Here is a 12,284-nt window from a genome sequence, read left to right on the forward strand (position 1 = left end):
ACTTTAAGACAATCGTGAAATGAAACATACATGGATTATTTTGGCTGGCATCGCGTTACTGGGTAATTCCTGCAGAAAGAACATCCTGGAAGCGCCGCCGGACATTGTTGTTTCTGAAGACCTGATCTTCAAAGAAATCACCTACACAACGGAGTTCGTAACAGATATTTATGGGAGTGGAGTAATGCCTTTCGGTTTTAATACTACTACCAGCAGCACTTTCATTGAGTGTGCTTCGGATGATGCCAAACATGTGAGCCTGTCGGCAGATATCCAACGGTTTGGTACCGGCGCGTGGACACCGGACCAAAATCCTGATGATGTGTGGACAAAGTACTATGGAGGTATCGGCAAGTGCAACAAGTTCTTCGAAAAGATAGAGGGTGTGCCGGTTACAGATCATGGCGCAAATATTATTATCAATAGCATCACGGCAGAAGAACAGAAACAGCGGCTGAAAGGGGAGGCGTATTTTCTGCGTGCCTGGTTTTATGCAGAGCTGATCAAACGTTATGGCGGCGTGCCGTTACTTCGTAAAAGTTATCATATTGGCGATGCCGCCAATGTGGCCCGGTCATCCTACACCGACTGTGTTAATTTTATCCTGACAGATTGTGACAGTGCGTTTAACAGGCTGCCGGCAGACTATACCGCCAGCCAGGTACAGAATTATTTTGGCCGCGCCACCAAGTGGGCTGCACAGGCATTGAAGGCACGGGTGCTTTTGTATGCCGCCAGTGCGTTGAATAATCCCGACAATGAAGCCTCAAAATGGCAACAGGCGATGGAGGCGGCTACGCCTTTTGTAGATGGTACAGCACCTTTCGCATTAACGGACATCCGTGGAGATATGGCCAACTACGAGGCCAATTTCAGAGGTAATGCCTATAGTAATAAAGAAATGATATGGGTAGGAGTAGAAACCAGTTCCAACCAGCTGGAGTTTAAAAACTATCCGGTAGGTTTTGATAAAGGCAACGGTGGCGTATCGCCCTCTCAAAACCTGGTAGATGCCTATGAAATGAAGACCACCGGCAAGCCTATTACAGATGCCGGCTCCGGATACGATCCTGCAAAGCCTTACAATGACCGTGATCCACGACTGGATGCTACCATACTGCGTCATGGCGTAACATATAAGGGGCGGGCGCTGGAAATGAATGTCGGTGGCAAAGATGGTCCCGATAAAACAAATGGTACGGTTACCGGTTATTATCTTAAGAAGTTCCTGGACCCGGCGCTGGACCTCAATACGGGCAATACCGCCCGCCACTTCTGGATATTTTTCAGGTTGCCGGAAATGTTGCTCTCCTATGCAGAAGCGAGAAATGAGTTACTGGGTCCTGATGACAAAGTATACAGCACTGTAAATATGATCCGTAAACGTGTAGGCATGCCCGATATACCTGCAGGGTTATCCAAAGACCAGATGAGAGAACGTATCCGCAACGAAAGGCGTGTGGAGCTGGCATTTGAAGGACACCGCTGGTGGGATGTCAGAAGGTGGAAAATTGCGGAGGCCACACTGGGCAGTCCTTTGAGGGGTGTGCAGGTGCAGTTGGGTACACCGGTGACCTATACTTTTTTTACTGTAGAGAACCGGGTATTTCAACCGAAAATGTACCGGTACCCTATTCCTCAATACGAGATCAATGTCAATAATGCCATCGGCCGGGAAGGACAGAACCCGGGCTGGTGAATGTTAAGATGGTGAAGACGTGAGCCGTATCTCAGATGGCGCCTGAAAGTGTACGGTGTTGCAGAATTGGAAAGCATAAGCTCAATAATTGATATTACTATGAAGGTATTAAGAAGATGTAGAATTGCAGGACTGGCTTTGGTGTTATGTTTGCCTGCCAGGATGTTGCCCGCGCAGAAAAAGAAAACAGGGACTACCGTCATCACGGGTGCGACAGACAGGGCATACTGGAGTAACCTGTTGTATAAGATGGCGTCACCGGTGATTTTGAACCTGGCCAACGGGACACTAAAAAAGAACATGCCGGTAGAAGTGCCACCAGGCGCCCGGCCTGAAGGTTACGAGAAAGTCACTCACCTGGAGGCAGTAGGCCGTACCATGGCCGGGGTGGCGCCCTGGCTGGCATTGCCTGACGACAGTACCATAGAAGGGAAGCAGCGCCACGAATTAAGAACCGCCCTGTTAAAAGGTATTGCCAACGCAGTAGATCCTTCCAGCCCGGACTACCTGAACTTCCGGACAGAAGCCCAGCCTATTGTAGATGCCGCATATATGGCGCAGGCTTTTTTAAGGGCGCCAAAAGCGTTGTGGGAGCCGTTGGATACGCTTACGAGGAGAAGGATCGCAGAAGAGTTCAAAGCATTGCGTACCAGGACCGGCGCTTACAATAACTGGCTGTTGTTTGCCGGCATCAACGAAGTGTTTTTATGGACAATCGGGGAGCAGCCGGACCCGGTGCGTATTGAGTTTGCGAGGAGGAAAATACAGGAATGGTACCAGGGCGATGGCTGGTATAGTGATGGTCCATCTTTGAGTATTGACTATTACAATGCTTATGTTATACACCCGATGCTGGTTGACTTTTTTAAAGTGCTGGCAGAAAAGAAGAGAATAAAGCAGGAAGAGTACGAGACAGTGGTTAAGCGGATGGTGCGTTATGCTGAGTTCTCCGAAAGGATTATAGGCCCGGATGGTACCTATCCGCCTATTGGCAGGTCCATTACGTACCGCACCGCCGCTTTCCAGGCATTGGGCATGGTAAGTCTGATGGAGAAGTTGCCTGCACATATTGCACCCGCACAGGTGCGTTGCGCGCTGAGTGCTGTTATGCACCGAATGTACGACCAGTGTAACAACTTTGATACCAATGGCTGGCTGGTGTTGGGTTTCTGCGGCCATCAGCCGATGATTGCCGATGATTATACTTCTACCGGCAGTCTGTATATGGCTACCCTTGGATTTCTGGCACTTGGGCTCCCGGCAGATAATAAGTTCTGGCAAGACCCTGCTACTGACTGGACTTCCAAAAAAGCCTGGAGTAATCAGCCTTTCAAAAAAGACTATCATGTCACCTATTAAGGCATTAAAAAGTAACGGGAAAACTGATTTTCCTGGTAGTGCCGTACCTGATTTTATATTCATCTCAAAGGATCAATAATAAATTACACAAATAAAATGCATCTCAAAAGAAAAGTATTTTTAATCACTTATTCGCTTCTATCGGCCACTGTTACGCTGCTGGCTCAAAATTCTGCATCCTATATAATCAGGGATAGTATAATAGTAAAAACGCCGGTAAGCCCTCTTTTGTATAGTAATTTCATTGAACTTGGATTTGGCAGAAGTGAAAACGCAAGGGCTGAATTACTTTATAACAGGAGTTTTGAAGAGGATCATCCTGTTACCTGTGATTGGGTGGAATTTACACGACCCAAACCGGAAATGGAAGACTGGTGGCACTCAGGATATGAATCGCAGACCTGGTACTTACAGAGAGCTGCAGGGGATACCATGTCGAACCTGGTTAAAAACCGAAGCTACTGGCCCGCATGCCATTCAAAGACCAATTTATTTTTAACAAACAAATCTGGAACTTCACCCGTTTATCTTGCGCAGAACGGGGTGTTTCACCGGAAGAATGTAGGTTATCATTTTTCAGGATATTTTAATGATGGTACAGGATTTAGCGGCGACAGGCTCAGCAAAAAAACAATTGAAATTACAATAGGGCTATATGCAGAAAATGATTTTTCGAAACCGATTTCAGAGAAAACACTGATAGTAAATACCGTACAATTTAATAAATATGAACTTGACCTGCCGTCTGCTGATTTTGAAGGACGTGCCACCTTTGCAATAAAGGTTCCGTCCAATAAAAAAATTGGTATTGATCTGCTTTCGCTGATGCCTGATGATAACATTAAGGGGTGGCGTAAGGATGTTGTTGAAACAATGAAAACGACGGTACCAGCTCCTGTAATCCGTTTCCCTGGTGGCTGTTACGCTTCCTTCTATAATTGGCGCGATGGGATTGGCGATCCCCTTTACCGACCGGTGGAATTCAACTCCCCCTGGTCAAGTATTGTGATGAATGACATGGGGACTATTGAATTTGTTGAATTATGCCGCGAGATAAAATCAGCGCCGCAATTTTGTGTCCCGGTGATGTTTAAAACAGTTGAGAATGCCGTTGACTGGCTTACCTTTTGCAATGCACCTCATAATGCTTTAAGGGAAAAATACGGACACCCGGAGCCTTTAAATGTAAAATACTGGGAAATGGAAAATGAGATGTATCGTACTTTAGACGCTATAACTTATGCCAATAAATGTGTTGAGTATTCGAAGGCCATGAAAGCAGTTGATCCGGATATTAAAATTATTATGGGAGATTATTTTGTGTTTAATCCCAAACTGACCGAAATGCTTGAAATAGCGGGGCCATACATCGACTTTATTAATAATCGCGGTGGAAAAATGCGCGAAATGGCTGCTGATATTGCCATCCTAAATGCATACAATCTGAAGCATCACCGGGATATTAAATTATGTCATTCTGAATTTCGTGCACCATTGGAAAGAAATTCCGGCGGTGTTGATGGACTAAATAAAGTGGAAAACAAAAAGGGCGGGTCGCGGCAAAATATGTCTGTGCGATGGTCTTACGGAATGAGCGTGATAGATCAAATGATCCAATATCAAAACTTTGGCGGCATATTCTCTTTTGCAGAATTTACAAATTATAATGACACCTGGGGAGAAAATCTGATTAATACCACTAAGGAAGGTGTTTATTTATCTTCTGCCGGCAGGGCTATGGAATTTTTAAATCAGCTACCTATTGCTTATCCGCTGGCTATTGACAATAAATACAGTGATGCTGATATTGTTTTGCAAGCCGCATGGGATGCAGAAAAGAAACATTTCACATTGATAGTTTTAAATTTTTCCGGAAGTGAAAAAAGCAAACAGTTTGATATGGCGGCATTGCATACCAAATTCGCCAAAGAACAACATCACTTTTCCGTTTATGCTGAAAAGCTGACTGATTTTAATAGCCCAACGGATAAGAACAAGATAAAGACCGAATACAATTTGGTAAAAGGGGCGAAGCCGCGTTTTAATATGAGCGTAAAACCTTATTCAGCTAATGCCTGGGTTTTCAGCGTGCAGGAATAATTAAATGTAAGATGCATCAATAGGTAATATAAATATAACCATATCAGCATTGCTTAATAAAAAACATATCACCATGAGAAAATTATCTGTACTTGTGCTCATCGCTGCACTTTTTAGCTGTAAAAAAGATACGTCTAAAGACCCGGGATCCACCCCCGTCACCACTGTTGAGTATTCATTTGACAGCGATGCTAATTCCGGGCTCATGTTCAAGGATGGAGAGGCTATGGACATCATGACTTCCGAATCCAGGCGTTATGAAATAGGGAAAGTGTTGCGGGTAAAAGCGATTGATTCTGTAACGATAGAAGTGGCCAACTTTGCGCCTGTGGATATACAGGATGCCACTATTCTGTTAACAATAGAAGGGCAGGCGAAACCTGTAAAGCTTTTTAAGATTAATAAAATCAGGGCGCACGGTGTAAAAGAGATGAAGTATCCGTTTACCGGAAGCACAACCAGATTTCTAAATACCGATAACAAGGAGGTAGACCTTTCCCAGTATAAAACATCCGGCATTGCCACCAGTAAAGTGTCTTTTGATTTTACAGGCGAAACAGATCTGATCAAAAAGCTGAAGTCACTGGCCAAATTAAAATGGACCATAAAGTACCAGGATTATAACCCTACTGATAATCCATCAGACAACTGGAAAGATAATATAGATGCAAAAGATGTCAGGAGATTTTCCGGCTTTATCATAAACATGGCTTATTTGTTCCAGGCGGATACTACCAGGCGTGCATTTATAAATGAACCTATCGTTGATAATGATAAGGTGGTGATGACTACGGAACAGAAAAGTACTGCTTTTCAACAACTGATAGATCTCCCTAAGTTTAATTGCGGAGTGGTAGTGAATGTTTCGGGACTAGGCGGGGGCGGCGGGACCTTCGGTGTGGCAAATCATGTTTTGAATGACTACCTGACTACGGATGTTTGCTTTATAGCAGTACATGAAATGGGGCATATGATCGGGTATTCCCATAGCTCCAGCATGACTTATCCAAGCGATCCGGGAAACAGGGGAGCAGTAGTAGCCACGGGCAATGTGTATAAGCTAATGCTGTCCCAGGATGCCTTCCCGATAAAGAAAACTAATTATTATAAGGCTACAGATTTGTAGACCAAAGGCCGGCCTTTCATCTAAATAACTGTCGAGAGCAATAAATATCAGTAATTGATTGGAAAAATCAAGTTATCCCTATGGCTAAATAAGCGATGGTTTCAAATGATGAAGTAGTTTTTGATGCCATAATCCATGAATATCCTAAGCATAGAGGGTATATACATTCATCCTGAGTAGGTCACCATGTCATTTATTTATAGCGTTTTAATTGGCATAGGTGATTCTACGGTAAGTATAGATTTCGCCGTTCCCGGCGAAATATTTTTAAAACAGGGGTTAACAGCAGATGGCGCAATTCGGTGCATCTGCTTAGTTGAGAAGGAATTTTATCTTCGTTATCTCTAAATACTCTTTTAAGATATAGTGGATTAAGAACCCCTATGATTATAGTCAACATCAGCCGCAAACATGTATTGTCATTACGTTGGTTCCATCGATCCTATGCCTGACACCCGCTGTGTACCTATAGAAGCACCGCAGGGGAGGTGGACTTGATGCGGGGATGAGTTTCGGATGTATAGCAGGGATGCAATTGCATCGGCAGATGGATGGAGGTGAGAACCGGCCATAGCAGGGCTGCTTCAGTACCAAGGCTGTAGCTGGGGAAAGAGATGTACTATTTAAAGGAAGCAGGTATAAGGGGTTTATCTATCAAAATATCTCCGGGGCAGGATCGCTTTATTCCAGTTGAATAACAGCTGGATATGCGCGTGTATAGGTAAGGTTAGGAAGCAATTTCGTCCGCTTGGGATAAGTACGTTTTTTAGCATATTTGGGGACTTCTGGTGCTGTCACCGCAATAATATCGGCAGCTATATATTGTCTGTTGCCCGATGGTCCATCTTTGTATAGGGCTCTTACCTGGAAGACCACTACCAGTGAGCCCTGCCCGGGTACATCCAGTGAAACATTTGTTTCCTGGAAAGTGGTATTCGGATCTATCATGAGTGTAACCGTTTCGCTACCCGTCACCTGGCGTGATATAAAATCAATACGCGTTGCGATCACTTTTACTTCCAGTGCAGTAATACCTTTATACCCGGCGATGGTTTGTGCGGGAATATGTAATATCCCATTTCTAAAAAGCCGGGGAGCCACCGTAAAGAAACGATCTACTCCGGTATGCTGATTGAAACGGAAGCCGGTGATGGCGGCGTGATGATCGCCGGCAGCAATGAGCAGCTTATTGAGCCGATTGATGTGGCCACCGTCACAATAGATATCCAGGTGGGGGTAGAAAGCATGCCGGATAAAAGCACCTTTCCTGCTGGCGGCGCCAAAGCGCCTGGATGCGCGGCGGGTAGCAGTGGTTTGCCGTACACTTTCCGGCATGGAGCGCAGGAAGTATTGGCCATTGCGCTTATACCCTATGAGAGGACCGAGTTTTCCCGTAAAGGAAATGATAGACATTTGCTTTGCCATGGGAGATTATTTTGATTACTATAAATATAACATAATTCAGGGAACCTGTTTCCGGGATAGATGGTAGATTATTTAAAACCAGTGTAATGAGTATTGTATAATATTCAAAGCTGGTGGGTATAAAACGGAAATTAAGATAAACTGTTTATTCCTGTTTTCAGCATGAATGTCAGCAGAAATTAACACCATCACACTATACCAGGCATTTGAAGGTTTTTATTTGTCCTTGTGAATGCCTATTTTTATCCGGAACAATGAAAAGTACTATGAAAAAATTAAAAACACTTCTGGTGTTGCTGCTGGCCGGTCAACTATTACATGCCCAGCAGAAGGCGCCCACGCCTCCTATGGGTTATATGACCTGGAATTTTTATGCTGACAAAATTACGGAGAATGATATCAGGACGATTGCAGATGCGATGTCGGCTAATGGTTTGTTGAAAGCTGGTTTCGATTATATTTTTATTGATGACGGATGGCAGGGTGGCCGGGATAACAAAAATAATATGGTGCCCGATCCTAAGAAATTTCCTTCAGGTATGAAAGCGCTTTGCGATTATGTGCATAGCAAAGGGCTGAAACTCGGTATCTATTCCGATGCCGCGCAGCTTACCTGTGCGGGTTATACTGCCAGTCTGGGTTTTGAAGAACAGGACGCTAAAACCTTCGCTGGCTGGGGCATCGATTACCTGAAATACGATTATTGCGATGCGCCTTCCGACTGGCAGACTGCGATACAGCGCTATTCTAAAATGGCCAATGCCCTTGCCAATAGTGGTAGGGACATCGTATTTGGTATTTGTGAATGGGGAGATCGCAGTCCCTGGCTTTGGTCAAAAAAGGCAGGTGGGCAACTCTGGCGCATATCTGCGGATATCAGGGATAAGTGGCAAAGTAAGGTGGCTCCGAAGAAACCTGCTGACCTGCATCACTCCGGCGCCGGTATTTTAGATATAGTGGACATCAACACCAGCCTCCATCCTTATGCGGGCCCCGGTGGATGGAATGATCCTGATATGCTGGTAGTAGGATTGTATGGCCGCAAAGGCCCTTCCGGGGACCTGGGAGGCACTGGCTGCACAGATACAGAGTACCAGAGCCAGATGAGCTTATGGTGTCTGATGGCATCTCCGCTGATGGTCAGCTGCGATGTAGCCAATATGAATGCCAACACCAGGAACATCCTCTTTAATAAAGATATTATTGCTATTGACCAGGATTCTCTGGGTGTGCAGGCCCAGTGTAAATTTAAGAAAGATGACTGGCAGGTGTTTGTAAAACCTCTGCAGAATGGGGATGTAGCAGTAGGCCTGCTGAATCGGGGAGGCCAATCCAATACCATTACTGTAGCTCTTTCTGATCTGGGCTTACCCTTTACTGCCTGTCAGGCAACAGACGTATGGAGTAAAGCAGTAACGTCCTGGAATAAGTCTGTGACCTTAAAGGTAGCCAGCCACGAGACCAAAGTATTCCGGTTGCGTAACAAGTAAAATGCAAAGGATGCTGAGGAATACCACTAAATTTTTGGCGAATATCGGCTAAGAACGCTCGAATATAAAACGGAAACATGAATTGTATCCCGGCTCATCTATTTTTGGTGTGAAAATGTTAATATGAAAAGTAGCGCTATTATTGGGCAATGAAGCTATTAGCGCCGTTTAAAACCAAAATTATGTTGAAGTTTAACAAAATGAGTAAAAAGCCGCTTGATATCCTGTATGCAATACTTTGGATAGGCATTTTCGGGGCATTTGCGGTTTATGTATATTCGGGCAAGGTATTCGAGCCAAATAATGGGAAGATTCATATTGTTGCCATTTTGATAGGGTGGGTGGCACAATATATTGGCTTGTTTCTTACGGCACTGCTCTTGTTTGCAATAGGAGTATATAAAGCAGTTATGATTTTATTTAGTAATAAATACGAGGAGTAAAATTAATAATACAGCAGGTCAATATTTTTCTAAGCTGGACAAATAAGCACTATACAGGTAAAATTTTATGGCGAAAGAACCTTTTGCAGCGCGACTCGCCGCCATTTGGTCAGGGGCCTTTTTTTTCTGGATATTGAAGGGCTTTAGGGGGAAATTATCCGAAGAGATATCAAATAACGAGACACGGAATATGTGGGCAGGTTATATTATATCTCTGATTGCTCTTGTATTACTTGTATACTTTTTTATACGCACATAACATATAGATAGAAATTTTTTTTTGTAATTCGGCTGGGGTGGCCTAACATACCCGGTTTCTGTGGGCGGGTGGTTCATGAATGCAGCCCGCCCATCAGAAATGATCTTGTACGTATCTGTTGATATTTTACTATCAATACGCTGTCTCGTCCTGAAATAGCTATATAGTTTCGGAGAATATACGTAGGTAGATAATTCTTAGCTATACACGGTTACTTTGCAAAGGAGCTATGTGGAATAATAATGTCATCTCCTTCCCGTCCATATTGAGGAACAATAAATCCCTTTGTTTCATAACGGTTAGTGCCTGAATTGTAATACCAGTTTGCACAACCTGTGATCTGTAATTTTATGTGATAGACGTAATTATACGCTTCTTTTTGATGATGGCCGAAATCCGGAAGGGATGCATGTAAATCGTCCAATTCTTTTACATATTCATCATGTATCCTCATTGCTTCTGTACAGGCTTCCTGGTAGGAAAGTTTATACTGGTGGCGTAGAATGAATATAATATTGAATAATTCAGTTTCTATTTCAAGTTCCTTTTTCAAAGAAGCAAAATCATTCTGGATCACGATGATTAGCGCCAGCAGCTTTTTGCAGCGCTGGATAATGGGATGATTATAAATGTCTACCGGTAATGCAAAGTTGACAGATGGATCTATTAAGTCTCCATAGGACCCCATTCCGATGGAGTATTGGCGAAAGTTTAAATAATGGGCCAGTAAAGGATAGGTTCTCTTTTCTGCCAGTTTAAAAGGTGTTTCCTCCATTAGGCCATAAACGATAAACTCATAAAAATTGATGGAAACGCGTTCAATCCAGAATTGGGGCATTCCATTTACTATCCACTCTTTTCTTGCTGCTGCCATCTGCCGGAGTATGCCAAGTTCCTTTGGGAGAGGTGTATCGCCCAGCATTACCTCATAAACCCGCTCTGCTATGGGCTTTAATTCTTTTATAGGCGTGAGGGCAAAAAAGTCATCAAAAAGTGTGATGTAGATCATCAGTCGTGCACAGGGTCGCATATGATCCACATTATCACAAGTTGGGTTCATATAGGTTGCTACCTGGGATAGTTGCTGCTTTTTACATCTTTTTATTCCCTCTTCGGAAATAAAAGTATAGTCATTGTCATACCACACAATTTCTTCCCCGTCAAATGCTGTGGCTATCGGACTATTGACTATCGGCCACGGATAATAACATTTAGGAACGATTAAATCGTCTTTCATAAACCTGATTGTTGGATGTTATTAAATCATATCATTTACCATTAAAATGGTTGGGGTTATCCGTTGTTTAATTTCTGCCGGAGATCGGCTGCATTGGGGAATTCCATCGCATTATAGCGGTCCAGTTTTGAAGATATATTCTTCCAGCCACTGAGCACCATGCTCATATAGTGAATCCAGTTTACGACCGCATCCTGCCATATCCCAAAATCCGGGAGGGAATATTGCAGCGCTACAAATTCTTTCAGGTCTTCATTGTGCAGGCGAAGATCTTCGAGACAAGCTTCTTCCAGTGAAATATTGTATTCATGTTGTATCACTTTCACGATGTTGTAATAAATGCTGTCTGTTGCTTCATCTTTCGTCACAGATTGTACCTCATTGAAGTAGGTCACCAGGCGGCAGGCCAACGCCTGTAAGCGTTGAATCACCGGGTGATCGTGTATTTCAGATGGCAGTATAATCCCCGTTTCCACTTCGGTCAGTTGCAGGAACGGATACAGGCAGATAGAATCCTCCCGTAGGGCAATACATTCAGCTATCGTTGGGAAAACCTTATTCTTTTTGTAGATCAACTCTGCTTTCAGGCCTGTAAAATATCTGCTGATCATTTTCGTAAACCGGTTGATGGACTCGGGTGGGATAAACTCTAACAGTTCAAGCCTTAAAGAAGCCAGCATATTACCCAGTGGTATTGCCGCTTCGGCGGCGTCCATTTCACCATTTAATATTGCTATTGATCTTTGATGTACGTATCCGATTTTTTCCGGGCTGCTCTCTTCATATAGGTCGTCATTGTAGAGTGTCCATAACATAAGTCTGCAGAGGGGTTTCAATCGTTCTGCACTGGCTGTGGGAAACCACTGCGAGGCGATGTGAGCAGTCTTCGTTTTTTTGTATTTATGTCGGGTATCCGGATTGTCTTTGTACAGTGAGAGATATTCCCCATCTATCCATTGGTTGTCGGTAATATCCTGTAATACAGTCGCAAATGGATTTTTAAGTGTAGGGAAGGGGTAATGAAACATGGAAAGCATGTGCATATTCATAGTCCTCGTTTTGAATCCAATAATATTGGATGGGTAACAATAATGAGATATTCATCCGGTCAGGTTAACAAATGCCTTACTATTTCCTGGGGCTATA

Annotated in this window: 9 protein-coding genes; 6 read left to right on the forward strand and 3 right to left on the reverse strand. The window is 43.7% G+C overall.

Annotated elements, in window-relative coordinates; genetic code table 11:
* Positions 1 to 19: 19 nt before the first annotated feature.
* The 4 genes from AB4Z08_RS22115 (at position 20) to AB4Z08_RS22130 (ending at position 6,284) form a co-directional block, all read left to right on the forward strand.
* Positions 20 to 1,699, forward strand: coding sequence for a RagB/SusD family nutrient uptake outer membrane protein (locus AB4Z08_RS22115; RefSeq protein WP_441575958.1), 1,680 nt, complete (start codon positions 20 to 22; stop codon positions 1,697 to 1,699).
* 99 nt (positions 1,700 to 1,798) lie between these two features.
* Positions 1,799 to 3,058: a DUF2264 domain-containing protein gene (locus AB4Z08_RS22120; protein ID WP_441575959.1), complete on the forward strand. Its 1,260-nt coding sequence runs from the start codon at positions 1,799 to 1,801 to the stop codon at positions 3,056 to 3,058.
* Between the two features lie 96 nt (positions 3,059 to 3,154).
* Positions 3,155 to 5,158, forward strand: a complete 2,004-nt coding sequence (locus AB4Z08_RS22125; RefSeq protein WP_441575960.1) for a hypothetical protein — start codon at positions 3,155 to 3,157, stop codon at positions 5,156 to 5,158.
* A gap of 73 nt (positions 5,159 to 5,231) precedes the next feature.
* A complete protein-coding gene (locus AB4Z08_RS22130; protein ID WP_441575961.1) occupies positions 5,232 to 6,284 on the forward strand; it encodes a hypothetical protein in 1,053 nt (350 codons plus the stop codon).
* Positions 6,285 to 6,965: 681 nt separating this feature from the next.
* On the opposite strand, the gene AB4Z08_RS22135 is transcribed toward AB4Z08_RS22130, so the two are convergent.
* Complete coding sequence (locus tag AB4Z08_RS22135) at positions 6,966 to 7,709, reverse strand: hypothetical protein (protein ID WP_441575962.1); 744 nt, start codon at positions 7,707 to 7,709, stop codon at positions 6,966 to 6,968.
* A 266-nt stretch (positions 7,710 to 7,975) separates the two neighbouring features.
* Between AB4Z08_RS22135 and AB4Z08_RS22140 the strand changes: the two genes are divergently transcribed.
* Positions 7,976 to 9,199 (forward strand): glycoside hydrolase family 27 protein, encoded by a 1,224-nt coding sequence (locus AB4Z08_RS22140; protein ID WP_441575963.1) that lies wholly within the window; start codon positions 7,976 to 7,978, stop codon positions 9,197 to 9,199.
* A gap of 182 nt (positions 9,200 to 9,381) precedes the next feature.
* Positions 9,382 to 9,642, forward strand: a complete 261-nt coding sequence (locus AB4Z08_RS22145) for a hypothetical protein (protein ID WP_441575964.1) — start codon at positions 9,382 to 9,384, stop codon at positions 9,640 to 9,642.
* A gap of 470 nt (positions 9,643 to 10,112) precedes the next feature.
* On the opposite strand, the gene AB4Z08_RS22150 is transcribed toward AB4Z08_RS22145, so the two are convergent.
* Both AB4Z08_RS22150 and AB4Z08_RS22155 read right to left on the reverse strand, forming a co-directional pair.
* On the reverse strand, positions 10,113 to 11,138 hold the full coding sequence (locus AB4Z08_RS22150) for a terpene synthase family protein (protein ID WP_441575965.1): 1,026 nt from the start codon (positions 11,136 to 11,138) through the stop codon (positions 10,113 to 10,115).
* 56 nt (positions 11,139 to 11,194) lie between these two features.
* Positions 11,195 to 12,187, reverse strand: coding sequence for a terpene synthase family protein (locus AB4Z08_RS22155; RefSeq protein ID WP_441575966.1), 993 nt, complete (start codon positions 12,185 to 12,187; stop codon positions 11,195 to 11,197).
* Between the last annotated feature and the right edge of the window lie 97 nt (positions 12,188 to 12,284).

The sequence above is a fragment of the Chitinophaga sp. RAB17 genome (genome assembly GCF_052114225.1).
GTDB lineage: Bacteria > Bacteroidota > Bacteroidia > Chitinophagales > Chitinophagaceae > Chitinophaga.

Coding starts and splice junctions, on each gene's coding strand:
- AB4Z08_RS22115 (WP_441575958.1), top strand. CDS start 20: ATGAAACATACATGGATTATTTTGGCTGGCATCGCGTTACTGGGTAAT.
- AB4Z08_RS22120 (WP_441575959.1), top strand. CDS start 1,799: ATGAAGGTATTAAGAAGATGTAGAATTGCAGGACTGGCTTTGGTGTTA.
- AB4Z08_RS22125 (WP_441575960.1), top strand. CDS start 3,155: ATGCATCTCAAAAGAAAAGTATTTTTAATCACTTATTCGCTTCTATCG.
- AB4Z08_RS22130 (WP_441575961.1), top strand. CDS start 5,232: ATGAGAAAATTATCTGTACTTGTGCTCATCGCTGCACTTTTTAGCTGT.
- AB4Z08_RS22135 (WP_441575962.1), bottom strand. CDS start 7,709: ATGGCAAAGCAAATGTCTATCATTTCCTTTACGGGAAAACTCGGTCCT.
- AB4Z08_RS22140 (WP_441575963.1), top strand. CDS start 7,976: ATGAAAAAATTAAAAACACTTCTGGTGTTGCTGCTGGCCGGTCAACTA.
- AB4Z08_RS22145 (WP_441575964.1), top strand. CDS start 9,382: ATGTTGAAGTTTAACAAAATGAGTAAAAAGCCGCTTGATATCCTGTAT.
- AB4Z08_RS22150 (WP_441575965.1), bottom strand. CDS start 11,138: ATGAAAGACGATTTAATCGTTCCTAAATGTTATTATCCGTGGCCGATA.
- AB4Z08_RS22155 (WP_441575966.1), bottom strand. CDS start 12,187: ATGAATATGCACATGCTTTCCATGTTTCATTACCCCTTCCCTACACTT.